Raw genomic sequence first — 25,087 nt, forward strand, 5'->3', positions numbered from 1 at the left:
GGGTGAGAAGATGTTTAAAAAAATACTGATAGCAAACAGGGGAGAGATAGCGGTAAGAATCATCAGGGCGTGCCGGGAGCTCGGAGTTGCCACGGTGGCGGTTTATTCGGATGCCGACAGGAACGCTCTTCACGTTATGCTCGCGGACGAGGCCTATCATATAGGACCGTCGAAACCCTCTGAGAGCTACCTGGTCGGGGAGAAGATAGTTGCGGCCGCCAAGGAATCCGGGGCCGAAGCCATACATCCGGGGTTCGGGTTTCTTTCCGAAAACGATTCCTTCGCCGAGCTGTGCGAGAAAGAGGGAGTGGTTTTCATAGGGCCTTCCCCAGAAGCGATAAGGCTTATGGGGGACAAGGTAACCGCGAGAAAGATAGCCAGAGATGCGAACTTGCCCCTTGTTCCGGGATCCGAGGGAGCCGTATCCGATGTTGAAGCCTCAAGAGTGGCGAAGAAAATCGGATACCCGGTGATGATAAAGGCTTCTGCAGGCGGGGGCGGAAAGGGAATGAGACTCGTTAATTCCAGAGAGGAGTTTGAATCGTCCCTTCGTATGGCCAGAAGCGAGGCGTTTTCCTCTTTCGGAGACGATTCGGTATTCATAGAAAAGTTCATTCAGACCCCGAGGCACGTCGAAGTCCAGGTTCTCGGAGACAGGCACGGAAATCTCCTGCACCTTTTTGAGCGCGAGTGCTCGATACAAAGACGCCACCAGAAGGTGATAGAGGAAGCTCCATCGGGATTCATAAGCCAGAAGACGAGAAAAAACATGTGCGAAGTTGCGCTTCGCATAGCGAAGGCGGTTGATTATTCCGGGGCCGGAACGGTCGAGTTCATAATGGACCAGCAAGAAAATTTCTACTTTCTTGAGATGAATACCAGGGTGCAGGTCGAGCACCCGGTTACGGAAATGATTACGGGACTCGATATAGTGAAATGGATGATAAGGATAGCTTCGGGGGAAAAACTGCCTTTTAGGCAGTCTGCCATAAAAATGCAGGGCCATGCCCTTGAATGCAGGGTTTACGCGGAGGATCCCGCCACCAATTTTCTGCCCTCGCCCGGCCCCCTTCACTACGTGCGCGCTCCAAGCGGTCCGGGAGTGAGAGACGACTCGTCCGTTTACAGCGGCTGCGAGATAACGTCTTTTTACGATCCGATGCTCTCAAAGCTTGTCGTCTGGGGAAATTCCCGGGAGGACGCGGTAGACAGGATGCTCTCCGCCCTGAGGGAATACGTGGTTCTGGGAGTCAGGACCAACCTTGGATTTCTGATAAGGATGATGCGGGATCCTGAGTTCCGCAAGGCGCAGATTGACACGGGTTTTATAGAAAGGCATCCGGAACTTCTTGTGCCCGAGGAGTCCGATCCAGGTGCTATACTCATGGCCGCCGCCGTCGCCATAAACGGCGGCTCAAACCAGGTTGTGCAGGGGAAAACCGCCGCTTCTTCGGGCTGGAAGCTTTTTGCCAGAAGGGCAGGCGTATCCGGGAATCCGTTGTTATGACTTATACTTTCAAGCTGGGAAACAAAACCTACAAGGTAGACTTCGAAGAGAAGGAAGGACTGAGCCTTTTCAGTATAGACGGTGAGCAGAAGGAAATAGAATTTCTGCGTATAGACGAAAGTGTCTATTCAATCCTGGTTGACAACCAGAGCATTACCGTAGGGATATACAGGGAAGGGAAGAAAATACAGGTTTTCCACGAGGGCGATCTCTACGAGCTCGAGGCCATCTCCGGAAGGGACGCTTCCCAGACAGAAGGCCCGGGAAGTCTTAACATAACGGCGCCTATGCACAGCAGGGTGGTGAAAATTCTTAAAAAACAGGGAGAAAGCGTCGAGGTGGGAGACAGCGTGGTAGTGGTTGAGGCCATGAAGATGGAAAGCGAGCTTAAGGCATCCGCTTCTGGGACCATAAAAGAGATAAGGGTCAAGGAGGGGGAAACGGTTGAGAAGGACTCTGTTCTGGTTGCCCTCTCCGATAGCGAATAACCATTGAAAAGACGGGGTGTTTTAAAGTGAAAAAAACAGCTGCGCTTTTACTTTTTGCTGTTATGGCTGCGGTCCTCGGTTTTGTTTCCTGCGGTGAGAACGGTGCCGACGGTGCCGAGGAGATTCTCGTCGGCGTCGTTGTTCCTCTCACGGGTGAGCTTGAATCGACGGGTCTTACGATGAAAAACGGCATGGAGCTTGCCCTTGGAGAAATTAACGGATCGTCGCTTCTTGGGGGAAAACAGATCAGATTCGTTACAGAGGATTCGGAGAGTACCGTGGAGGGCGTCCGGGAGGCGTACCGAAAGGTCATTGAAGAGGACGGCGTGGCAGCCGTATTCGGTCCCTTTACCTCAAATTCGACCAGAGAAGTTATTCCTATAGCTCACGAAAACAAAGTCGTATGCTTCAGTCCCACCTCAGCCGCAAGCGGTCTCAGCGCCTTAAGCGAATTTGCTTTCCGTGCTTCGCTTACAGTAGAGCATCTGGTGCCTGAGGGAGTGAGCGTCACCAAGGAACATCTTCGCTACAGCAGGGTGGCTACGATAACAAATTCTCTCGACACTTTTTCCCAAAGCAATTTCGAGCAGTTAAAACGGGCGTTTGACAGTCAGGGGGTCACAATTGTAAGCGAGCAGAGCTATGTCCGTCCCCAAGAGGAACAGGTTCCCGACTTGACCGACCAGCTGACTGCGATAAAGAACGCAAATCCCGACGCTGTTTTCATCTCCGCCCTGCCTCCCGGTCGCACAGGGGTTCTCGTTCAGGCGCACCGACTGGGTATAGAAGTTCCCTTGATAGCAACCCTGCTCACGATAGCCGATGTAAGCAAGGCGAACGATCAGTCTGCGGGTGCGGGCGCGGGCGCGATCACCTTTACTAACTGGCTTGCCGCCGTCGACACGCCGGAGAATCGAGCCTTTCTTAGAAATTACCGGAGAAAATACGGACAGGAACCCAACGCCTTCGCCGCGCGGTCATACGGAGCTGTTCATATCTTGGCTCAGGCTGTCGCCGATTCGGACTCAAGCTCTCCGCAGGCAATTCGCGACGCGATGGCCGATGTGAGGGTCGAGAACACTGTCTTCGGCGATTTCTATTTTGACCGCAATGGGGATGCGGTTTACGAACCGATTGTGGGGATAGTAGAAGACGGCCGTTTTGAAGTTCTCGAATAACACCAGGTCAGGTATCGAGCCTGGTTATTTGGGCCTGGAAACAGTTCTTATGAAACAATCCGCAGGTATCGGGGTTTTCAAATTATTGCTGCGAAAACATTGAAAAATCTTCTTTCGGCACTCTGCTTTCTGCTTTTTATCTCCTGCGGTTCCGGAAACAAGGCCCCGGATGCCGCGGATATTTCCCGCAAGGACACGCTTAACATAAATATCGGCACCGAGCCTCCCACGCTTGACTGGTCTCTCGCCACCGATGTCACATCTTTTACGATCATAGAGAACATAATGGACGGCCTTGCGGCGTTTGATGAAAAATACGAGCCCGTGCCCGCTCTCGCGCGAAGCTGGCGGGTAAGCGGGGACGGAAGAACCTATACATTCAGAATAAGGAAAGAAGTCTTCTGGACAGACGGAGTGGGGCTTCGAGCCGGGGATTTCCTTTATTCATGGAAAAGGATTCTTAACCCCGAAACTGCCGGAAGCTATGCCTACTTCCTTTTTGACATAAAAAACGCCAGAAAGTTCAACTCAGGAGAGATAAAGGATTTCAGCGAAGTCGGGGTAAAGGCCCCGGATGATCATACTCTTGTTGTCACCCTTGAGAGGCCGCGGGCCTATTTTCTCAGTCTGGTTACTTTTATGTCCACTTTTCCGATGAGAAAGGATATTGTTGAGAAATACGGAACCAGGTGGACGGAAGCCGCAAACATAGTAACCCTGGGACCTTACAGATTAAAAGAATGGAAGCATCATAAGGAAGTTCTTATCGAGGAGTACGGGGACTACTGGGGAGAGAAACCCAAAAGCGCCAAGAAGGTAAAAATGATAATGAACGAGAATCCGGTATCCACCCTTGCACTTTATGAAAGCGGAGAACTCGATTTTCTTGACAGCAAGGGAATTCCCCTGCTTGAGATTCCAAGGGTTAAGAAGCTTCGGGATTTCAGGCAGAGCGTGGTTTTCAGAAACAACTACATAGGGTTTAATACAAAGAAGCCCCCGTTTGACAATCCCTTGGTGAGAAAAGCTTTCGCGAGTTCAATAGACAGGAAAAGCCTCGCGGGACTTCTCCAGGGGGCTGGAGAGCCCGTGACTTCATGGATACCGATTGACATGCTTGCCCACAATCCCCGGATTGGCATTTCGTTTGACGCGCAGAAGGCGAGGAAATTTCTTGAGATGGCCGGCTATCCGGGCGGAGAGAATTTTCCGAAGACCGCTTTTCTTTATCCGGATACCGGAAACAACAGAATTGTAGCCGAGGCGTTCCAGGGCATGTGGAAGGAGCATCTCGGCATCGAGGTGAAGCTTGTGAACCAGGAATGGACCGTCTATCTGAGCACGCTCAGAACGGATCCTCCGCCAGTATTCAGAGCCGGATGGCAGGCGGATTTTCCAGATCCTCACAATTTCATGAATCTCTTTGAGTGCGGAAGCGGGAATAACCGTACCGGGTGGTGCGATCCGCAGTACGATCGATTAGTGGAGAAGGCGGCCGGGATTCTCGACCGCGGGCTAAGAACGGATCTTTACAACAGCGCCCAGAGAATCCTTGTGGAAACCGGCGTGCCGATAGTTCCTTATCTAAACTCGGTTCAGCAGAACATGATCAAGCCGTACGTAAAAGGTCTTGAACCTGACCGCCTTAATTTTCTTTACTTCAGCAGAGTCGAGTTTGTGAACCATTCCAAATCCGGCGAGCGCTGAGGACCCGGGGTTAGATGAGAATGTCTCCGCGGATTAAAAAATAACGCATATTCTGGAAGTTGTTTTTTTCGTGTTTCTTGTCGTCGGTATGATTGGCCCGTCATTGCAGCTGCAGCATCAAAGCGAGATTCAAACACCCCAATGATTTTGTCAAACCCAACGCTTGCCCATCAGGGACAAGCCTGCCCAAATTGTTCCCAGGCATCTGAATGCGTACTCCGACTGAACATCGCTCCTTCCGTTTGGGAACCATCCCCGGAGTACCATCTTGATTGACGCGGTAGACTTACTTGAAGTAAGGAATTATCTCTTTTGAGTAAGTTTCAAGCGCCAGATCCGGATCGGGGCTGAATCTGTAGAAAAGCACGAAATTCCTTACACCGGCATCTATGAACTTCTCGATTTTCTCTATGCAGTCTTTTTTTGATCCCGTAATGGTGAAATCAAGTATGGCTTCTCTCGGGAAAAGCTGCCCGAGCTGTCTGAACCTCTGTCTCCCCTCTTCATCCGTCGGCACTATGTTGAAATAGTTAAGGCCGTGGTATTCCTCGGGTATCTCGACGTCGTAGCCCGCCTTGAGCAGCTGGTCCTGCATGACCAGCACGTACTTGAAGGGTTCAAGAGTCTCGTAGGCTGCGTCAACGCTTTCTCCAAGAGAGGTGAATACCCAAAGCGCCGGGTCAAAACCGTCGTCAATCGATCTTCCCACGTTATCCGCCGCCGCCTTTATATCCCCGAGGTAACCCGAATAGAGATCGGGATTCAAGTCTATCGGCAGCCATCCGTCGCACTTTTCTCCCGTAAGCTGAAGTCCCTTGGGCGTGTGGGTGGCCATGTAAAACGGTATCTTGTTTCTCTCGTAGGGTTTTATCTGCAGAAACGCGTTCTCAAGTTTGTAGAACTGTCCGTCAAAATCCACGGGCTCGTCAGTTTCCCAGAGAAGCTCCATGACTTCTATTGATTCTCTTAGTTTCGAAAGGGGTTTTCCCCACTCGATTCCGAATGCGTCGAGATTCATCGATTCCCCGACTCCGAGGGTTAGCACTACCCTGCCCTTTGAAAGCTGGTCAACGGTCGCGAGTCTCTGGGCGAAAACAGCGGGATGCATTCTGTGGGGATCAGAAACCGTCCCCAAAGCTATGTTTTCCGTTTTCATAGCTGCCGCCGCCGCCACGGTCCACGCCTCGGGAGCAATGGCTTCCGGCGCCACGAAAAGCAGATGGTCGGGGTACCATATGGTGTCGAATCCAAGCTGATCGGCTTTTATCGAGAAATTTACGAGTCCGTCAACGTCAGCTCCCGGCATCGGAGCGGAAAGTCCAAATTTTATTTCTTTTCCCACTGTATGGCACCTCGATTATGGTTTTGGAAGTAGATAACGATCACGGTAGAATTATGGTTGATTTGCCGTTTAAACGCAAATAACCAAACTTATATCCCGGAGGCATCAAATGAGATTCGGCATCGGACTCTTCAGTATGCAGACCCACAAGGATCTTGACTACAGTCATGTGGATCTTTACAGAAATTCCCTGGACCACGTGAGACTTGCCGAAACGGTGGATTTCGATTCGGTATGGCTTTCCGAGCATCATTTTCTTGAGGATGGATACTGCTCTTCCCCTCTTGGGATGGCCGCCGCGATGGCCGCTGTGACCGAGAGAGTGAGAATAGGCACGGGAGCCCTGATACTCACGCTTCATAACCCGGTGAGAGTGGCCGAAGACGCCGCCACGGTCGATCTCATTTCCGGCGGAAGATTCGATCTGGGAGTCGCGATAGGATACAGAAAAGAGGAATTCGAGGGGTTCGGAGTCCCGATGACGCAAAGACCCTCGAGAATCGAGGAAGGAATAGAGATAATCGAGAAATGCTGGGAAGAAGGGTCTTTTTCCTATGAAGGCAAGAGGTTCAGCTTTCGGGACATAGACGTTACCCCCAAACCCGTGCAGAGACCCATACCCATATACATAGGAGCTTTCGAGGAACCCGCCGTGCGGCGGGCCGGGCGCCTCGGGTACCCACTTCTTATCGGCCCCGGCAGGACGGTTCCCATGATAATGGATACCCTCGGGTGGTATAACGACGAGGCGGAAAAAGCCGGACGCGATCCGTCAGGAGCGGAGCACATACTGCTTCGGGAAACTTACGTGCGTGAAACCATGGAAGAAGCCACTGCGGGCGGAACCGAATACATAATAAACATGTACAGGTTCTACCTGAGCCTTGGGGTCAAGATAGTGATACGGGGAAAAAACATAACCGATCCTGACGACCCGTTTTTTGAATACATGGCGGAAGACCGTTTTATGATCGGCACCCCCGGGCACTGCGTCGAAGAAGTGAGAAAGTACGCTGAGAAAACCGGAATACAAAACATAATGTGCAGGATGGTGTTTCCCCAGGCCTCCGCGGAAGTTATAGCGCATTCAATCGAGCTTTTCGGAAACCAGGTGATTCCCGAATTCAGATGACGGATGCTCCGGCATGATAGGAAGCTGCCCGCTTACCCGAATCGCCGCCCCGGCAGGCTTGACTGAGCCTCGATTTTTTGCGTAAAGACAGCTTCCTGAAATCCGCCGGATCTGCTAACGAACCGCAGATATTCCGGAAATCATGCTGAACCCCGGAGATGAAAAACCGAAAACATTTTCGTAATCCTTGTTGAACAGGTTGTTTACCCTTGAAAACAGCCTGATTTTTTCAACAAACCTTTTCACGCTGATTTCGTAGGAAGCCGCGGCGTCAACAATGAAAAAAGAATCGTTTCTGACTCTGGTACCTGGAAACATGCTCCAGTTGACATCCTCCCTGCTGCCTACGTAGTTTCCCGAAAGGCTGAGGTCAAAAACATTTTTTGAATATCCCGCGTTAAACGAGAACGAATGCTCGGGTATACGTATGAGTTTTTCTCCCTTCGAAAAAGCCGCGGACCCTGCTCCGCCGTCGTCAGTTACCTCCGCGTCGGTGTACGTATAGCCGGCACTGAGGGTCAGGCAGTCGTTCGGATACAAGCTGATTACGCCCTCGACTCCCTTTGACTCCGTGCGGTTTATGTTTTCGTAGTTGGTTCCGTTTTCAAACGGGGTGCCGTTGTAGGCGATCATGTTTTTGAACTTGTTGCGGAAAAAGGAAAGATCAAGTTCGACCGCACCGTCAAGAAGACGCTGCCTTGCGCCTATTTCCGTGGTTAATGTTTCTTCGGGTTTGAGATCGGGGTTTGGTATCGTGAAACCGCCAAAATCGCTGAAATTCTCATGGAAAGTGGCTTCCTTGATTCCCCCGCTTGCCCCTCCCCTTATCTCGGTTCCGCTCTGCCCGATTTTCCATCTGGCGAAAACACTCGGACTCCACTTGCCTCCGAAGGCTTCGTTATCGTCATACCTTACGCCTGTTGTGACAAAGAGGGTCCTCAGCAGATCAAGGTGGGTCTGAGTGTAGAAAGCGTAATTTTCTCTTGATTTGTCAAGAGGGTCTGCCTCAAAGTTCTCCTTTTCGTATTCAACTCCGCCTGAGGTTATGGTTGAGAGCTGGTCAAAGTCAACAAAAAAGCTGGAGCTGTATTCAAACGATACCCTTTTGTCGAGAGTCTCGGATGGGGATGCCCCGAATGATCCCTCGGGTTCCGCGGGTCCGTCATAGTTCTCCCTGTCAAGCCTTGTGTAACCGATCTTAACAGAGTTTTCCCACCACTCGGTTGCGGAGAACAAGATGTCAAAACCCGTAACGAGCGATTTGCTCCTTGTGCCGCTGTCCGGGTCAACCGGATCAAACCTGTCTCCCGCACTTCCGGTCGGAAATTCAAAATCGGAATCCCTGTATATGGAGAAAAACGAGAGATCGAGATTGTCGGCTGCCTCAAGGTTCAGGTTTGCCGTGAAGCTGCGGTTTTTGTAATCGTTGTTTACCTCCAGAATTCCCTCATCGATGATTCTCTGGTGAGAAAGGAAATAGTCAAGCTTTTCAAGGCTGCCGGATAAGCTTGAGGAATGCTCAAGGATCATCGCGTCTTCGGCGCGGAATCCCAGTGCAACGGAATTTGTTTTTCTTGCTTTTCCGCTTCCGCGCTTCGTTATTATGTTTATAACGGAAGCCGCGGCGTCAGAACCGTAAAGAGACGAGTGCGCTCCCTTTATTATTTCTATTCTCTCTATGTTCTCGGTGGTAAGGGAAGAGATGTCAAAACCTCCCCCGGCCTGGTTTATCTGGACGCCGTTAATCATAACGAGGTTATGATCCGACTGTCCTCCTCTGGCGAAAATAGATGTGACGCCGCCGCGACTTCCCGAGCGCACCACTTTTAACCCAGGAACCCTCGAAAATATTGACGCAATGTCCTTCTCGCCGCTTCTCTCAATTTCTTTCCTGTCGATAATGGTAACGGTGGAACCGAGACGGTCAGCGTCAATCCCGGTTTTTGTTCCCGTAACTATAATTTTCTCTAGTTCGGTTTCCTCCGAAAAACCCGCGGAAGGAAACAGAACCAGGATCAAAACAAAAGCGAAAAACATCCTAAGTCTGTTCATTACTAGCTCCTCCAAGTGCTGGCAGACAGCTTTCCCCGAAAGAGCGGTTAAATGAATGAGTACATAGGGCGGAAAACGAAAACTGCGCGAACGCGCCGGAAAGAAAAAATATGTTTTTAATCGCCATACGCCTAACTCCCGAGGCAAAGCCACTATAGATTGACGCAGGCAGGTCTTCCGACTTAAAGGGCTGCCTGTTATTGAAACAGAGCGACTTTTCCGGATACGGTCTTCCCGGCTGTGTTGAAGCCAGTGACCCGAAACGCAAGCACGCTTCGCATGGGCACCGAAAAAACCCCTTATTACGGCTGCGGGAACAGTTCGGGACTCTCACCCGATTCCCTTAACCTGAATCTAAATATAACTATACAACTTAGTAGTGGGGGTGTCAAAAGCCCCAAGTCAGCGGGAAGGCGTAATCAGGAATCGCCTTGTGCTTGGGAAGCAAGCATGCGGTCAAGTTCCCCTGAGTGCTCAAGGGCCGCCAGATCGTCGTAGCCGCCTATGAACTGCTTGCCGACGAAGATCATGGGTACGGTTCTCCAGTTAAGTCTCTTGATAAGCTCCTCTCTTTTTTCCGGATTCTCGTCAAGCCTGATCTCTTCGTAATCCACCTGTTTTTTGTCAAGGAGTCTTTTTGCCCTTGCGCAGTAAGTGCAGTAAAAGCTTGTGTATATCGTTACTGAACTCAATATCCTACCTCGGTTTGTTTTCAGATCAGATCCTATGATCCTTGGTTTTTGGCATGTATTCAAGTACTTTAAGCGGTTATATACGTCTCCCAGTCAAGCCGGGGAGTTATTGTCTTATGCGCAAAGAGGCCTTGTTTTTCATAGCGTTTTCGCTGATTTTTCTTGTGAGTTCGTGTTCCGCGACAAGATTTCTGATGAACTATGCGTCGGGGGATGACAGGAAGACAGGAAAGATGAAGGACTGGGTCTATACCACCGATCTTAACAGTTACCGTGTCGCGCCCCTTTCGCGGGACTGGGAAAGGATACCGCTAGAAGGGGGAGACATGGCTTTTTACAACCCGAAGAGCGATCTCGTGTTGACGGTAAGTTCACTCTGCGCGGACCGGGATTACGATCTTCAGACGCTCTCGGACTCTCTGGTCGTCGGCCTGGGCAAAAAGCGTGTCAGACTGCGAAAGGATATCGAGATTGACGGCGCCGCGGGGCTTTACACCGAGTACGAGGCGTCGCTTGGTGATGACAGCTTCTCCCTTGCGACGGTCGTGCACAAGTCTCCTGAATGCGATTACGATTTTAGCTATTCGGCGGCCCTGGACGGCTTCGAGGCGAATCTCGGAGAATTCATTGATTTCGTTTCAGGTTTCGAGGAACTCTGGGCCAGATGAACAGGTTCGCATCCGAAGTTATAACCAGTCTCGTTAACTTTGTTCTCGGCGTGGGAGAGGTCTGCTTTTTCTTCTGGAATTCAGTCGTAGCCACCGTTACCCCTCCCTACGATTACGGTCTTCTTACTGTCCAGATATACGATATAGGCTATCGTTCCGTGTCGATAGTAGTGGTCTCCGCCATGGCTATCGGAATGGTGATGGTGGTGCAGATGGCGTGGGGATTCGCGTGGTTCGGGGCTAAGGGGCTCGTAGGTCCCGTGGTTACTCTCTCGTTTGTGAGGGAGCTCGGTCCCATAATAACCTCTCTTCTTGTGGGCGGCAGGGTAGGTTCCGGCATCACGGCCGAGATAAGCTCGATGAAGGTGACAGAGCAGATAGACGCCATAAAGACCCTTGGAGCCGATCCGATCAGAAAACTTGTCTCTCCAAGACTCATGGCGTGCATCATCTCTTTTCCGCTGCTTGCGGTAATATCGAACCTGGCGGGCATAGGAGGGGCGATGATCATCTCTCAGATGGAACTTAACGTGAAACCCACTCTTTTCATTGAAAGCATAAGGGGCTGGGTTTCCCTTGAAGACCTGATGACCGGTATTTCCAAGACGCTGTTTTTCGGAATCATAGTGGCGATCACGGGTTGCTATGTGGGAATGAAGGCCGAGGGGGGAACGCGCGGGGTCGGAAACGCCACCACTAAAACTGTTGTGATCTCGCTTTTTCTGATAATACTTTTCGACTTCATTCTCTCGAAAATATTCGTTATTGCTTTTTATGACTTCTAATCTTTTGTCCGGCCCGCTTAAATTTCTTTGACTTTGAGCTTACATTCGGTAGAATCGATACCCTTAATTTATCCGAAGAGAGAATATTATGAAGTCATACATGGCCAGAAACGACGATTTTGAAAAAAAGTGGTACCTGATCGACGCTCGGGGAAAACCCGTCGGAAGGCTTGCAACCAAGGTGGTTTCGATTCTTAGGGGCAAGAACAAACCGCAGTTTGCTCCTCATTCGGATATCGGAGATTTCGTCGTTATAGTCAACGCCGACAAAGCCACGTTCTCTGGCAGGAAGTGGGAGCAGAAAACCTACTACAGCCATTCCCACTATCCCGGGGGACTTAAATCCGTTACTGCGCAAGAACTGGCTGAGAAAAAGCCGGGAGAGATAATCCGCAAGGCCGTCTGGGGGATGCTTCCCAAAAACAGGTGGCAGAAGAAACTCATACAGCGGATGAAAATCTATGTCGGAGACAAGCATCCGCACATGGCCCAAAATCCCGAGGTTCTGGAGGTCTGATTCATTATGCCTGAAACCGTTATTTACAATGGCACGGGGAGAAGAAAAACGTCAATCGCAAGAGTCTGGCTCAGGAGAGGCAGCGGTTCCATTACCGTGAACAAAAAATCCGTGGAAGAGTACTTTCCCAGAGAAGTATGGCAGATAAAGGCCCGTGAGCCGCTCAGCGTCACCGATACTTCCATGGAATATGACGTGATGGTCAGGGTGAAGGGAGGAGGACTTACCGGCCAGGCGGGAGCCATGAGCCACGGACTTGCCAGAGCCCTTCTCAAGGCCAACGAGTCGCTTCGCAAGAAACTCAAGGTTTCCGGACTGCTGAAACGCGATCCCAGGATGGTTGAGAGCAAAAAGTACGGGAAACGCAAGGCGAGAAGGGGACAGCAGTTCTCCAAAAGGTAATTCATACTTGACCGATCCAAACCAGAAGTTCCAGAGAAAATTCGACATCCGCCCGGCCAAGGGAAAGCTAGGGGTGCTGATCCCCGGGATGAGCGGGGCGGTAAGCACAACTTTCATAGCGGGCTTAAAGGCGGTGGTAAAGGGAGTGGGAAGGCCCATCGGCTCCCTGACGCAGATGGGGAAAATCAGGCTCGGCAAAAGAACCGAGAAGAATTTTCCTCTCATAAAAGATTTGGTTCCGCTGGCCGAAATCCAGGACATGGTGTTTGCCGGATGGGACATACACGATGAAGACTGCCACGCCTCGGCGCTTCGGGCCGGAGTGCTCAGTCCCGAACTTCTCGGGAAGATAAGACGGGATCTTGAAAAAGAGTCTCCTATGCGGGCTGTTTTCGATAACAGGTACGTCCGTAATCTCAAGGGTTCCTACGTAAAGAAGGGCAAGACGAAGATGCATCTTGCCGAGGCCCTGATCAGGGACATAAAGAGATTCCAGAGGGAAAACGATATCGAAAGGCTGGTAATGCTCTGGTGCGGGAGTACCGAGGTATATCTTGAGCCGTCGGAAGTTCATGAAACCATAGAGGGTTTCGAGAAGGGGCTAAGGGAAAATCACGACGATATTCCCCCGAGCATGATCTACGCCTACGCGGCCATAAAATGCGGTGCCTCCTACGGAAACGGAGCCCCTAATCTGTCCGTGGACATCCCCGCGCTTCAGCAGCTCGCGATTGAAAACGAGGTTCCAATAGCCGGTAAAGACTTCAAAACCGGCCAGACACTCATGAAGACTATCTTGGCTCCGGGTCTTAAAAGCAGGATGCTCGGGCTCAACGGGTGGTTTTCAACCAATATACTGGGTAACCGGGACGGAGAGGTGCTTGATGATCCCGGTTCTTTTAAAACCAAGGAAGAAAGCAAGCTGGGTGCGCTTGAGTACATATTTCAGCCCGAGATAAATCCTGAGCTTTACTCGGATTACTACCACAAGGTAAGAATAAACTACTACCCGCCGCGCGGAGACGAAAAAGAGGCGTGGGACAATATAGACGTTTTCGGATGGCTTGATTATCCAATGCAGATAAAGGTCAATTTTCTCTGCCGCGACAGCATACTTGCCGCACCGGTGGTTCTTGATCTCGTGCTGTTCCTAGATCTTGCGCATCGCGCTGGTATCTACGGGGTCCAAGAGTGGCTTTCCTTTTATTTCAAAAGCCCCATGGTCGATAAGAAGCTCTACCCCGAGCACGATCTTTTCGTTCAGTTCGCCAAGCTGCAGAACACGCTTCGCTACCTGCAGGGCGAGGAACTGATAAGCCATCTGGGGATTGATTACTACGGTTTCGGCTAAACGGGCCGCGTTTCTGCTCTACTGCTTGAGGAAGCTTTCCAGATCTTTTCTCACGCCGGAACTTGCGAGTTTCCCGAGGGCTGCCTTTTCTATCTGCCTTATTCTTTCCCTGGTCAGATTGAACCTCTTGCCGATCTCATCAAGAGTGTAGGTGCTCTGGCGTCCTATGCCGAAACGAAGCCTTATGATTTCCTCTTCTCTTTGATTCAGAAGAGTAAGAGCTTCCTTCAGCTTTTCTGCGAGAGACATCTTCGCTATTATCGTGTCGGGGATTTTAGCTTCCTTATCCGCGACCGAATCAAGAAGCGTGGTCTTCTCCCCGTCGAGAACCGGCGTGTCGAGGCTTATGGCGTCGTTTGTGGAATTGAGAATCCTGTTTATAACCTCTGCCGAGATTCCCGAGGCCTCCGCTATTTCCTTGGGCGTCGGCTTTCTTCCCATTTCCTTGCTAAGCTTCGCACTCGTCTTGTAAACCCTGTTTGCCTGCTCCAGCAGGTAGACAGGGACCTTTATAGTTCTGGTCTGTCCCTGAAGGGCCCTGAGTATGGCCTGGTGTATCCACCATGAGGCGTAGGTGGAGAACTTGTAGCCCTTTGTGTAATCAAATCTTTCAACCGCGCGCATTAGACCGAGGTTCCCTTCCTGGATGAGATCCGGAAGCGGCAGCCCCCTGCTCATGTATCTTCTCGAAATCGTTATTACGAGTCTCAGGTTGGCTTTTACGAACTTCTGCTTGAGTTTGAGCGCCCAGTCGACATAAATTTTCTCCATAGCGCGCAGGACCGCTATTCTGTGTGCTATCGCACGCGCCTTGGCCGAGTTTTTTCTTGTGCGGATTTTCTCGTATTTTTCAATGCTCTTAGGAACCTTGGCCATCCTGATTTCGCACATCTTGATTCTCGCAGATATCTCGACTTCCTGCTTCGCGGCGAAAAGAGGCTCAACTGCCATGTCCTTAAAGTAGACGTAAAGAAGCCGGAGCTGTTCATCGGGGATCCACTTGTCCTTCTCTTTGTCCTTCCCCCTGGGTTTCAGTTCCTCTTCGTCCGAGCTGTCAAAACTCTCTTCGGTTTCGTTTTCCTCAATGTCGTCGTCAACATCATAGGATTCAAACCCGGAGTCATGTTCCGCATTATCCTGAAAACCTTTATATTTAATGTCCATCTTGCTTTTTCACCAATTCCCTGATTGAAAAACGGAGGCAACAAAAAAGGTTTTCAAAACCCAAGCGGGCAATGAAAATTAGCACCTTCCGTCCCTAATAAGGGATTATAAGATTTTTCGGACTAAAATGTAAGCGTTTTTTTCCGGGTGTGGTTTTGTGGGAATTACTTCGCCCCGGTGAAGTTCTCCGAAACCTGTTCCCAGTTCACCACATTCCACCACGCCTTCACGTAGTCGGGCCTTCTGTTCTGGTAGTTCAGATAATATGCATGCTCCCAGACGTCGAGACCCAGAATGGGCTTCAGTCCCTCGGAAACCGGGTTATCCTGGTTTGGGGTGGATGTTACCACGAGCCCTCCGCCCTCGTCCACGCAAAGCCACGCCCAGCCGCTTCCGAATCTGGTGGCGGCTGCCTTGGAGAATGCCTCGGCGAAAGCGTCGAAGCTTCCGAACGCGGAATCTATGGCATCGGCAAGCTCACCCGAAGGCGTTCCTCCGGAACCGGGAGCCATGCACGGCCAGAAAAGGCTGTGGTTCGCGTGCCCTCCGCCGTTGTTTCTTACCGCGGTTCTTATGTCTTCGGGAACGGAGTCAAGATCGCCGAGCAGTTCCTCAAGCGATTTGTCCGCCAACTCCGGATGTTTCTCCAGCGCTGCGTTTAAGTTGTTTACGTACCCTTGATGATGCTTTGAATGATGTATTCTCATCGTTTCCGCGTCTATATGCGGCTCCAAAGCGTCATGATCATAAGGAAGATCAGGTAATTCGTGCGCCATTTTCCTCTCCTTTTAATCTCTCGAAATAAAAAGCCAAGTCTGGGATTATATATACAACTGCGGACAGTTGCAAGTAGAGTATACCAGAATGTCAGGGTAATCCTATGCTTGTTAGCGAATTCCGAAGCATACCAGGCCGGGGAGTCCACAAACCCTGAACACGGGAGTTTCTACCGCAAGGCCGCTCTTTTTGCCCGTTTCGTCAGTGCGCGCGACCCTCACGACAACCTCCCGCGCATTGAACTCCGGACACCCGGCCTTTGAGGCTGGCAGTACGAAACCCGTGTTTACTGTTTATACCGGCTTCGGAGGGAAAAAGTCAGTGATTCTTTTTAACTCCCTGTGAATTTACGATTAAATCACTGACCAAGCCTAGCGTGGGATCGCCCTGACCAGAAGAGTACTGGAAATAAATTGAATTGACCGCCGTTTTGCAATGAATATAGATACGGTTCCATTCAGCCTGATTCAGGCTCTCTCAGCAACCCTGCACTTGTCTCTATGTACGTAAAAATGGTGGCAACATGTCTTCAACCGTAAGCCAAGAAGCGGTCGAAAAGATGGAACAGATAAAATGGGACCGCCGGAATTAACCGTCTTTCTTACGGAATCAGAGAGACTCTAGCCGGGAAATTCGCTTTACTTCCTTGACCGGTCTCTCCACCAAAACGCAATACAGATTGAGAACACTACCAAAAACAGGTTGAAAACAGCGCTCCAAGGCTTGCTGTTCGTCCCCGCAACAGCACATCCGTCGTCACCGTCACTACCCATTTCGCCAGCGCCATCCGGCTCGAACGGTTCATAAGTTCCGGAACCAAAAATGAAAACTGTTCGCGGCCGGTGGTCAAATGTCACCGCTTCAACATAACTGGTCTTAAGCGATCTTCCGGGTGATCTCCCCTCCATATCAACATCGTCTTCTTCTATAGTCGGATTGTCCCATTTATACCTGACAAAACCCGACTCCCCGTGTTCTCCCGCAACTTTAAGAATCTCGGCCCCGACGTCAACCCCATCCTCGTCAAGGATGTCTACAAAAGAATTCCCCGTGAATTCCGGGTTGTTTCCGTTAAGGATCACTAAGGGAGCTCTATTCCCTATTTTAGCCATGATAAAGAGGTATATGGAGCCTTCCTTCCAATGTCCTTTTCCGAGACATGCCGCCTTATTAAGGGCATCTTGGAGCCCCTGCGTACCTTGTGGTTCCTGCTTTAGCAAACCATCAATTCTCTTGATCGCCTCCTTTACAAAGTCCCTCAAGTCTTCGTCTGCTCCACTCTCGTTTACCTGTTGGGCCGTTACAGCGGGTTCGTAATCTGGACAGTCAGGGGGTGTTATAGCCGGGTCGTCCTTTGCATGATCAAAACCACCGATTAAGACACCCTTTATCTCTCGATTTACAGTGTCATATTGAACAGCGCAACTCCACCTATCCATATCTCCGTACTGGACACAAGTTGCTTCCCCCGGAGCGACTTGTTCAAGCTTGGCAAGGAGCTCTCGTACAGTCTCAAGACCGGCTATGGAGTTCCCAAACAAGTCCTTGGTATAGATTCCATGATTTACTATGGCTCCACCGCTTTTGCCAATTGTAATGAGGTATACAGAATCATGGTTCCATGTTTCTTGTGTTCTCATTTGCCTGTTGAAAGCCGAAAGCGTGTCACGTCCTCCCCCAACGGCCTCATCCATGTGCTGCTTTGCGTGCAACACAAAGCTTTTCATTGTAGCTTCATCATTAGCAGAAGCCGCCTCGCTAGCCGTTGTTTGAGGATCGTCATGGGACCCATCGGCAAAAGCGGAAATGCCTGGGAAAAAAGTTATCGTAGCAAACATCACGCCTAACGTGATTACAAAACCTCGAAAACCCTTCATAATATCTCCTCCTGAATTACAATTCTGAAGCAGGTTGTGCCTTTATAAAAGCAATTGAGGCTGTAAAAGAATAATCTGGAATCTCTTTGGACAAGTCCAGCGAAACCAGTTCCCGCATTCCCCCACTGCCTTCTTGGGTCTGGAAGCTTCGCCGGATAATGCAAAACCCCGGAATATCTCCACAGTCTCATATAACTTACTCTCTATATCCCATTTTTACATACAGTTACGATAAAGTAAACTCCTGAGGTTCCCATGTCGGAAAACATAATCGAAATGACGGATGTGTGTAAGTCCTTTGACGGAAAGATTGTTCACAGGGGAATAAATCTTTCCGTAAGAAGCGGAGAGATCATTACCGTCTTGGGGGAGAGCGGAGTCGGGAAAAGCGTTTTGCTAAAAGAGATAAACGGTCTCGTTAAACCCGACAGCGGAAAGGTCGTGGTTCTGGGAGAGGATACGGTGCAGATGGACGAGAAGCAGCTTGTCAAAATAAGAAAGGAGACGGGCATGCTGTTTCAGGGCTCCGCCCTTTTTGACTCGCTTACCGTAGAGGAGAATATAGCTTATCCCCTGATTGAAAATTCAGATCTTTCCCCCGAGGAGATAAAAAAAGCGGTCGCACGAAACCTTGAACTGGTCGATCTTCCGGGAATCGAAGACAAGTACCCTGGGGAACTGAGCGGAGGGATGAAAAAAAGGGTGGCTCTTGCAAGAGCGATCGCCACCCGCCCGAGGATTCTTCTCTACGACGAGCCCACGACCGGTCTTGATCCTCCCAATATAAAAAGGATCGCCAAACTGATAAAGAACATGAGAGACCGGCTCAGGATAACCGGGGTCGTAATTACCCACGACATAGGCACCGCCTACGAGGTTTCTGACAGGATAGCGTTTCTTTACGAGGGAGAAATTGTGTTCACGGGAACTGTGCCCGAGGCCCGCGAGAGCAACATTTCCACATTCAGGAATTTTCTCGATAGCAAGATGTAGAGGCATTAAAACCGGATTCGATCGGAGTAACTGCACCAACTCTTGAGTTCCAAGAGCGGAAAGGAGCTTTTCCAAAGAATTATGGTTTCGGTGGATCCGGGCTTAGGCACGCTGAAGCCATGGCTGCTATACCTTCTTTTCTTCCTGTAAAACCCAAGCCTTCGGCCGAAGTTCCCTTTACGTTTATGGCATCGCTCGAAATTCCCAGGGCATCGGCGATTTTCTCCTCCATAGCGGATGAGTGAGGAGAAATTCTTGGCTCCTCGCACACCACCGTGCAATCAATATTTTCTATGCGGTAGCCCTTGCCTGCCATCATCCGGGCGACTCGGGAGAGAATTGAGAGGCTTGAAGCATCCTTGTATTTTGGGTCGTTCGGCGGAAAATGTTTTCCTAGGTCTCCCTCGCCGATAGCTCCCAAAATAGCGTCAGCAACCGCGTGGGAAAGCACGTCAGCGTCGGAATGACCGGCAAGCCCCCGGCAGCCCTGAATCTCAACGCCGCCCAGTATGAGCGCTCTTTCCTCGCAAAACGCGTGCGCGTCAAACCCCGTTCCTATTCTGTACATTGACCACTTCTCCTTTGCTTACGATAAGCTGAGCTATTTTGAAATCGGCTGCGGTTGTGATTTTTATGTTAAGGTCGTCTCCCGCTGCCACGCTTACCCTTATTCCCTTCGCTTCGGCAAGCGCCGATTCGTCGGTCGCGTCAAGATCTGCGATGCCGTCTGAGCAATAGATTTCCGCGAGTATCTCCCGGCGAAAAGCCTGCGGAGTCTGGGCTCTCCAGAGTTTCTCCCTTGGAACCGTTTCCGAAATAAACGGTCCGGGCTCATGCGCCCGCTTCAACGTGTCCGTAACGGGAACGGCGCATATGCAAGCGCCTGTGCGGGCGCAGCCCTCTATGACTCTTTTGATCGTGTCATTATCAACGAAAGGTCTCGCAGCGTCGTGAATTAGCACCATGTCACTGTCCGGGGGTGTGGCGCGAAAACCGTTTCTTACGGATACATGCCTTTTTTCGCCCCCGGCGACTACCGAGGTGATTTTTTCAAACCCGAAGCTCTCGAGCAGTTCCCTTGAGCGCGAAATTTCGTCCTCGGGCACTACGACCACTACGCTTGTTATGAGTCCGCTCGACTCGAAAGTCGAAAGGCAGTAGGTAAGAAGAGGTTTTCCGCCGAGTGCGGCGAACTGCTTTTTCCCATGAGTGGAGAATCTTTTAGAAAGACCGGCGGCCGCCACTATGGCTGAGACTTTTGGGGTACTCACGGGGTCAGCCCTCTTTTTTCAGTTTTGCGAAAACTATCCTTCCGGTCGGTGTCTGAACCATGCTTCTCACTGAAACGTCCACGTCTTTTCCTATCTGTCTTGAGGCGTTGTCCGTTACCACCATTGTTCCGTCGTCGAGATAGCCGACCGCCTGATGCTGTTCCTTTCCGGGTTTTACGAGGCTTATTTTTATTGTCTGCCCCTGTTCCACAACAGGTCTCAGAGCGTGGTTCAGGTTGTTTATGTTAAGCACGGTGATTTTCTCGAGATCGGCGATCTTCTTTAGGTTATAGTCGTTGGTGACCAGTATACCGTTCAATTTCTTCGAGAGCTCAATGAGTTTTATGTCCGCGTCTTTTATGTGTTCGAAATCATGATCGGTGATGCTGACGCTTATCGAGGGGACGTCGTTTTGCATCCTGTTTATAATGTCAAGCCCCCTTCTGCCGCGAGTTTTCCTTGCGGGGTCCGAGGAATCCGCTATGTACTGAAGTTCCTGGATGATGAATTTGGGTATTATCAGTTCTCCTTGGAGAAATCCCGTTTCGGCGATGTCGGCGATGCGCCCGTCTATTATGACGCTCGTGTCAAGTATTTTCGGGGCAAGCGCCTCCGGCTGCCTGAAAAACGAATCGGATGCTGTCGTGGCAAGGGATGTTTTGTCAAAACCTATTACCGCGCCCACGCAAACGAGAAGCAAGAAGATTCCCGCTTTTACATGGGGAAGCAGGGGCCCGGCTAGCGGAAAGCTGTTAAGGATAGTGAGCAGCGCGAGGTATATGAAAGTGGCTGTGAGCATTCCGACTGACATTCCGAGTGCCTGGCGAAGCGAGATTTTCCTGAAAAGCATCCGGAAACCCGCAAGAACCACAAAAGCGAATATTCCGCAGCCGACGGCCGTGAGAACCGAGCGGGAAAGTGAAAGGTAGTCGGGACCGAGGGCAAACGCAGCAAGTGCAAACGCTATGGAAAGTGTAATAGAGAGTCTCATTAATAATCCGGCCCTTCCGAGGGAACAGCTATAGAATATATGAAAGCTTGGGTTTTAACAAGTTCTCCGTTTCGGGCTCGGGGAGACGGTCGGTGGTTTTTCACCGATTTCTACTGGTCAGTTATAATTACTGCATTCCGGGCGAAATGCACCGTTTTTTTGATTTTCCACACAGCCGGGTTTTCGCGTGGACGAAACATGATGAAATTCTGCACTCTTGCCAGCGGCAGTTCTGGCAACTCGCTTTATCTTGAGTCGAAATACTCAAAAATACTGATTGACGCGGGGATTAGCTTCCGAAGGATCTCGCGGAGTCTCGGGGATATGGGTATAGCCGTGACCGATCTTGACGCTGTGGTGCTTTCGCACGAGCACGAGGACCACTCAAGATCTGTCGGGAGAATGTCCGCAGTGCCTGTTTACGTGTCGGGTGAAACCGTTGGTTTCTGGGAAGGAAAAAGAAACGGACGCAATAACGGAAACGGCGCCAAGGCTTCACGTTTGCCCAATGGCGGGATAGAGGAACTGAGGGAATTTGACTCAGAAGAACCGTTTCGTATTAACGATCTTACCCTTACTCCCTTCTCGGTGGCGCACGACGCCATCGACCCGGTCGGTTTCACCGTAACCGATGGCCGCGTCAAAGTAGGCATAGTTACCGACATAGGGAAACCCACGGCGCTTGTGAGGGAGAGCCTTAAAAACTGCGACGCCCTCGTTCTCGAATCGAATCATGACAGGGAAATGCTTTTCTCGGGTTCCTACCCGCCGTACCTCAAGCAGAGAATAAGCGGAGGGCACGGGCACCTGTCGAATGATCAGTCAGCATCCCTTCTGGGCGATGTTCTGCACGACGGGTTAAAATACGTTCTGCTGGCGCACCTAAGCGCGAGTAACAACACTCCCGAGATGGCGCTTGGATGCTCGCTTGAAATTCTGCGCCGAAGAGGCGCTGAAGGCCGTGTCGATTTGGCCGTGGCTCCGCGGAGCGCGGCCGGGGAGGTTATAACGATTTGATCTCAAGGTACTCCAGAGAGGAAATGTCGCAGATATGGTCGGATGAGAACCGCTACCGCATCTGGCTCGAAGTGGAGCTCGCCGTGTGCGAAGCGTGGGCGCACTACGGGGAGATTCCTGACGACTCTTTATCCAGCATAAAGGAAAAAGCCGCCTTTGACGTAGAAAGAATTGCCGAGCTTGAAAGGGGACTTAAGCACGACGTTCTGGCTTTTCTCACCTGCGTTTCCGAGTACGTAGGAGATGATTCGAGGTTCATTCACCTCGGAATGACTTCTTCAGATGTTCTTGACACCGCTTTTTCTATACAGCTTCGCAATGCGGGAGGACTGATAGTCGGGGGTCTTGAGAAGTTGCTCGGGATTCTCCGCAAAAAGGCGTTTGACTACAAGGATACTCAGATGATCGGGCGCTCCCACGGCATACACGCCGAACCCAGAACTCTGGGCTTGGTGTTTGCCCTGTGGTATGACGAGATGAGAAGGAACCTTGAGAGAATGAATTCAGCGCGGGACGCCGTGAGCGTGGGGATGATGTCGGGCGCCGTCGGCACTTACGCCAACATAACTCCGGAGGTTGAGCGTTACGCGTGCGAGCTGCTTGGGCTCCGTCCTGCGGGGATATCGACGCAGGTGATACAAAGAGACATTTACGCGCAGTATTTTCTCTGTCTTTCTCTCATGGCGGCTTCGGTGGAGAAAATTGCTACCGAGATAAGACATTACCAGAGAACCGAGGTAGGAGAGATGGAAGAACCTTTTACCGAGGGGCAGAAAGGGTCTTCCGCAATGCCGCACAAGAGAAACCCTGTGCTTTCGGAAAACCTCTGCGGACTCTCAAGGATAGTAAGGTCCCACTCTGCCGCGGCTCTTGAAAACATAGCCCTCTGGCACGAAAGGGACATAAGTCACTCCTCCGTCGAGAGGGTCATAGGTCCCGACGGAACAATACTTGTTGATTTCATGCTTGAGAGGCTCTGCGGCCTGATCGAGGGCCTGCGGGTCTATCCCGACAAGCTCGAGAGCAACATCTGGATTACCCAGGGACTTGTTTTTTCCCAGAAGGTTCTCCTTAAGCTTGTAAAAGAGGGTCTTTCAAGGGAGGAGGCCTACTTGCTTGTGCAGCGAAACGCCATGGAGTGCTGGGAGGGAAAAAAGGATTTCCGGGATTTGCTGAAAACCGACTTGCAGATAACGGGTATCCTTTCGGATGAAGAGATCGATTCGTGTTTTGAACTTGAAGAAGATCTAAAAAACATAGACCATATCTTCGCCACCGTTTTCGGCGAATCATAACTGGCAAGGAGCTTCCACAATATGAGAAAAGAAGTATTCTCCCGAAAGGCGAGAGAATCTGTTTTTGCGACGGCTGTTTTAGCGATCCTGGCAGCGGTTTTTCTTTCCCCCACGAGTCTATTCGCACTCGATAACATTGACCCCGGGAAACTCGAGTACCACTTCAAGAACCGCTATGGGGTTTATCTTCCAGCTGGCTTTACGGTAAAGGCGGTTAAGGGGGAAGATTCTGAGATGAAGGGATTCAAGAAGGGCAAATACGAAGTCGGATTTTCTGACGGCAAAAACCGGAGCTTCCCGTTTCTTGTAAGTCGTGACGGGAATTTTTTGATAATGGGCAACGTGTCCATCGTAAAGGTGAATGAGATGAAGGAGACGGGTGTTCCGGGAGTCAGGCAAGGGTTTATTGCCTCGGAAGGCGGACAGGTTCCCATCCTGGTTTCAGGAGACCGCAAAACAATAATGGTCGGCAGGCTTGAAAATCTCGACAAAGATCCAGCAGCCGAGGCAGCCCAGAAGATCTCTCTTGAGAATGTTCCTTCAAAAGGAAATCCTGATGCCCCGATAACCGTGGTTGAGTACTCGGATTTTCAATGTGGCTACTGTGCCAGGGCAGCAACCGAGGTCGAAGACTTTCTCAAGGACTACCAGGGCAAAGTCAGATTGTTTTACAAGCAGTTCCCGCTTTCGTTTCACAAGTGGGCCGAGGATGCCTCAATCGCCTCTCTTTGCGTGTACGACCAGGCAAACGACAAATTCTGGGAGCTCCATGACACCATTTTCGAAAAGCAGGGTGAAATAAAGGTTGCCGACGCCAAAGAGACCTTTGCGGAGATGGCGCGCAAACTCGGTGTCGATATGAAAAAATACAATCAGTGCGTTGAATCCGAGGAAACCAAGCGAAGGGTCGCTTCGGAAATGGATGAGGGCAAATCGATCGGGGTAAGCGGCACTCCGACATTCGTGGTTGACGGCTTCGTGATTTCGGGAGGGGCCAACATGAAAGCGATTAGAAACGCCGTGGATTATCGACTTTCCCTGAAGTCTGAAAGTTCTGGGATGTAGCTTCGGCGGGGTTCCCACCATGAAATGTCCTGAGTGCGGCTACACGAGCTTTGATTATCTTGAGGAGTGCAAGAAATGCGGGGCCGCCCTGTCTCCCGTACCTATTTTCAAGTATCTCTATGAAGACGAGTTGAGCACGGAGGTGGTTATTGACAGGAGCGTGCAGCCCGTTGCCGACGATGTTCTAGCCGGGGTCAAGACAGTTGGGGCGACATTTGAACTCAGCCCTGCGAGCGATCATCAATACGAAGGGTTGCCCGAGGGCGAACTTGAGGATTTTCTTGTCTTTGAAAGAGATCTGGGCGAGGAGACCGCGGAACAAGAAGAGCAGCAGGAGCAGGAAGAGCAAATAGAAAAAGAGAGTCCACCGTCCCTGCCCCAAGGGATGGTTCCCGCGGCCTTCGGGGAGAGACTTTTCGCATTTTCCGTCGATCTCCTGTTTACTCTTTGCGTTGCCGCAGCCGCGCTCTTCTCGGGGGCGAATCTCATCGGAGAAACTTTTTTCCCGGGCTTCGGAGAATTTGTTTCCATATGGGGGTGGATATGTCTTTCTGCTTACGTGCTGGCGACCACATATTTCATTTTTCTTCCCTCCTGGTGCGGGACGACTCTTGGAAACTCGGTTGCGGGTATCCGCGTGGTGATGCGGGACGGCTCTGCTGCCGGGTTTCAGACGAATTTGCTCAGGTGGGTCGGCTGGATTTTTTCTGTGGCTACTGTTTTCGCGGGTTTTGCGCTCTCAATACTTGACCCGCAACGTAAGACTTTCAGCGACCGTCTCTGCGGAACTTTCGTCGTGAAGGCCTGATCTGGCGT

Annotated in this window: 24 protein-coding genes and 1 riboswitch; of the genes, 15 read left to right on the forward strand and 9 right to left on the reverse strand. The window is 50.9% G+C overall.

Translation table 11 applies throughout. From position 1 onward, the window contains the following. Window positions 1-10: 10 nt before the first annotated feature. The 4 genes from accC to OXG75_02470 all read left to right on the forward strand — a co-directional run bounded on the left by accC (window position 11) and on the right by OXG75_02470 (window position 4,880). Window positions 11-1,507 (forward strand): acetyl-CoA carboxylase biotin carboxylase subunit, encoded by a 1,497-nt coding sequence (gene accC / locus OXG75_02455; protein ID MCY3624852.1) that lies wholly within the window; start codon window positions 11-13, stop codon window positions 1,505-1,507. Beyond that, entirely contained in the window at window positions 1,504-1,995 is a 492-nt protein-coding gene (locus OXG75_02460) for a hypothetical protein (protein MCY3624853.1), read from the forward strand. Before accC ends, OXG75_02460 begins: the two co-directional genes overlap by 4 nt. A 26-nt stretch (window positions 1,996-2,021) precedes the next feature. Beyond that, window positions 2,022-3,173 carry an ABC transporter substrate-binding protein gene (locus OXG75_02465; protein ID MCY3624854.1) on the forward strand — a complete coding sequence of 384 codons (1,152 nt, stop codon included), beginning with the start codon at window positions 2,022-2,024 and terminating at the stop codon, window positions 3,171-3,173. Window positions 3,174-3,272: 99 nt separating this feature from the next. Further along, window positions 3,273-4,880, forward strand: coding sequence for a peptide ABC transporter substrate-binding protein (locus OXG75_02470; GenBank protein MCY3624855.1), 1,608 nt, complete (start codon window positions 3,273-3,275; stop codon window positions 4,878-4,880). A 286-nt stretch (window positions 4,881-5,166) separates the two neighbouring features. Here OXG75_02470 and OXG75_02475 read toward each other — a convergent pair whose 3' ends face one another. Beyond that, window positions 5,167-6,222 carry an LLM class flavin-dependent oxidoreductase gene (locus tag OXG75_02475; protein MCY3624856.1) on the reverse strand — a complete coding sequence of 352 codons (1,056 nt, stop codon included), beginning with the start codon at window positions 6,220-6,222 and terminating at the stop codon, window positions 5,167-5,169. A gap of 109 nt (window positions 6,223-6,331) precedes the next feature. Here OXG75_02475 and OXG75_02480 point away from each other — a divergent pair, with 109 nt between their 5' ends. After that, complete coding sequence (locus tag OXG75_02480) at window positions 6,332-7,354, forward strand: LLM class flavin-dependent oxidoreductase (protein ID MCY3624857.1); 1,023 nt, start codon at window positions 6,332-6,334, stop codon at window positions 7,352-7,354. 114 nt (window positions 7,355-7,468) lie between these two features. On the opposite strand, the gene OXG75_02485 is transcribed toward OXG75_02480, so the two are convergent. Next, entirely contained in the window at window positions 7,469-9,406 is a 1,938-nt protein-coding gene (locus OXG75_02485; protein ID MCY3624858.1) for a TonB-dependent receptor, read from the reverse strand. Between the two features lie 149 nt (window positions 9,407-9,555). Continuing rightward, window positions 9,556-9,773: riboswitch (cobalamin riboswitch) on the reverse strand. A gap of 52 nt (window positions 9,774-9,825) precedes the next feature. Next, entirely contained in the window at window positions 9,826-10,098 is a 273-nt protein-coding gene (gene grxC / locus OXG75_02490; GenBank protein ID MCY3624859.1) for a glutaredoxin 3, read from the reverse strand. 116 nt (window positions 10,099-10,214) lie between these two features. Here grxC and OXG75_02495 point away from each other — a divergent pair, with 116 nt between their 5' ends. The 5 genes from OXG75_02495 (at window position 10,215) to OXG75_02515 (ending at window position 13,821) form a co-directional block, all read left to right on the forward strand. After that, window positions 10,215-10,766 (forward strand): hypothetical protein, encoded by a 552-nt coding sequence (locus tag OXG75_02495; GenBank protein ID MCY3624860.1) that lies wholly within the window; start codon window positions 10,215-10,217, stop codon window positions 10,764-10,766. Further along, complete coding sequence (locus OXG75_02500; protein MCY3624861.1) at window positions 10,763-11,551, forward strand: ABC transporter permease; 789 nt, start codon at window positions 10,763-10,765, stop codon at window positions 11,549-11,551. Before OXG75_02495 ends, OXG75_02500 begins: the two co-directional genes overlap by 4 nt. 88 nt (window positions 11,552-11,639) lie before the next feature. Then, entirely contained in the window at window positions 11,640-12,068 is a 429-nt protein-coding gene (gene rplM, locus OXG75_02505) for a 50S ribosomal protein L13 (GenBank protein ID MCY3624862.1), read from the forward strand. Between the two features lie 6 nt (window positions 12,069-12,074). Further along, window positions 12,075-12,470, forward strand: coding sequence for a 30S ribosomal protein S9 (gene rpsI, locus OXG75_02510; GenBank protein ID MCY3624863.1), 396 nt, complete (start codon window positions 12,075-12,077; stop codon window positions 12,468-12,470). A gap of 7 nt (window positions 12,471-12,477) precedes the next feature. Continuing rightward, a complete protein-coding gene (locus OXG75_02515; protein ID MCY3624864.1) occupies window positions 12,478-13,821 on the forward strand; it encodes an inositol-3-phosphate synthase in 1,344 nt (447 codons plus the stop codon). An 18-nt stretch (window positions 13,822-13,839) separates the two neighbouring features. Here OXG75_02515 and OXG75_02520 read toward each other — a convergent pair whose 3' ends face one another. The 3 genes from OXG75_02520 to OXG75_02530 form a co-directional block, all read right to left on the reverse strand. Continuing rightward, complete coding sequence (locus OXG75_02520) at window positions 13,840-14,985, reverse strand: sigma-70 family RNA polymerase sigma factor (protein ID MCY3624865.1); 1,146 nt, start codon at window positions 14,983-14,985, stop codon at window positions 13,840-13,842. Between the two features lie 164 nt (window positions 14,986-15,149). Further along, entirely contained in the window at window positions 15,150-15,761 is a 612-nt protein-coding gene (locus tag OXG75_02525; GenBank protein MCY3624866.1) for a superoxide dismutase, read from the reverse strand. 639 nt (window positions 15,762-16,400) lie between these two features. After that, window positions 16,401-17,639, reverse strand: coding sequence for a cache domain-containing protein (locus OXG75_02530; protein ID MCY3624867.1), 1,239 nt, complete (start codon window positions 17,637-17,639; stop codon window positions 16,401-16,403). A 255-nt stretch (window positions 17,640-17,894) separates the two neighbouring features. On the opposite strand from OXG75_02530, the gene OXG75_02535 reads away from it, so the two are divergent. Further along, window positions 17,895-18,632 (forward strand): ATP-binding cassette domain-containing protein, encoded by a 738-nt coding sequence (locus OXG75_02535; protein ID MCY3624868.1) that lies wholly within the window; start codon window positions 17,895-17,897, stop codon window positions 18,630-18,632. Window positions 18,633-18,711: 79 nt separating this feature from the next. Here the strand turns inward: OXG75_02535 and ispF are convergent, their stop codons facing one another. From ispF to OXG75_02550, 3 genes are read right to left on the reverse strand one after another with little or no spacing between them, the layout of a single operon-like run. Then, window positions 18,712-19,200 (reverse strand): 2-C-methyl-D-erythritol 2,4-cyclodiphosphate synthase, encoded by a 489-nt coding sequence (gene ispF, locus OXG75_02540; GenBank protein MCY3624869.1) that lies wholly within the window; start codon window positions 19,198-19,200, stop codon window positions 18,712-18,714. Next, the gene (ispD, locus tag OXG75_02545; GenBank protein ID MCY3624870.1) at window positions 19,175-19,903 is read right to left on the reverse strand and encodes a 2-C-methyl-D-erythritol 4-phosphate cytidylyltransferase; all 729 of its coding nucleotides are present in this window, start codon (window positions 19,901-19,903) and stop codon (window positions 19,175-19,177) included. The genes ispF and ispD overlap by 26 nt, the downstream gene beginning before the upstream one ends. A gap of 4 nt (window positions 19,904-19,907) precedes the next feature. Further along, a complete protein-coding gene (locus tag OXG75_02550) occupies window positions 19,908-20,894 on the reverse strand; it encodes a PIN domain nuclease (protein MCY3624871.1) in 987 nt (328 codons plus the stop codon). A gap of 198 nt (window positions 20,895-21,092) precedes the next feature. Between OXG75_02550 and OXG75_02555 the strand changes: the two genes are divergently transcribed. From OXG75_02555 to OXG75_02570, 4 genes are read left to right on the forward strand one after another with little or no spacing between them, the layout of a single operon-like run. Beyond that, complete coding sequence (locus OXG75_02555) at window positions 21,093-21,911, forward strand: MBL fold metallo-hydrolase (protein MCY3624872.1); 819 nt, start codon at window positions 21,093-21,095, stop codon at window positions 21,909-21,911. Then, a complete protein-coding gene (purB, locus tag OXG75_02560) occupies window positions 21,908-23,206 on the forward strand; it encodes an adenylosuccinate lyase (GenBank protein MCY3624873.1) in 1,299 nt (432 codons plus the stop codon). Before OXG75_02555 ends, purB begins: the two co-directional genes overlap by 4 nt. 21 nt (window positions 23,207-23,227) lie before the next feature. Continuing rightward, window positions 23,228-24,271, forward strand: a complete 1,044-nt coding sequence (locus tag OXG75_02565) for a thioredoxin domain-containing protein (protein MCY3624874.1) — start codon at window positions 23,228-23,230, stop codon at window positions 24,269-24,271. 19 nt (window positions 24,272-24,290) lie between these two features. Continuing rightward, window positions 24,291-25,079, forward strand: a complete 789-nt coding sequence (locus tag OXG75_02570) for an RDD family protein (protein ID MCY3624875.1) — start codon at window positions 24,291-24,293, stop codon at window positions 25,077-25,079. Window positions 25,080-25,087 lie beyond the last annotated feature (8 nt).

Source organism: Candidatus Dadabacteria bacterium (genome assembly GCA_026705445.1).
Taxonomy (GTDB): Bacteria; Desulfobacterota_D; UBA1144; order Nemesobacterales; family Nemesobacteraceae; genus Nemesobacter.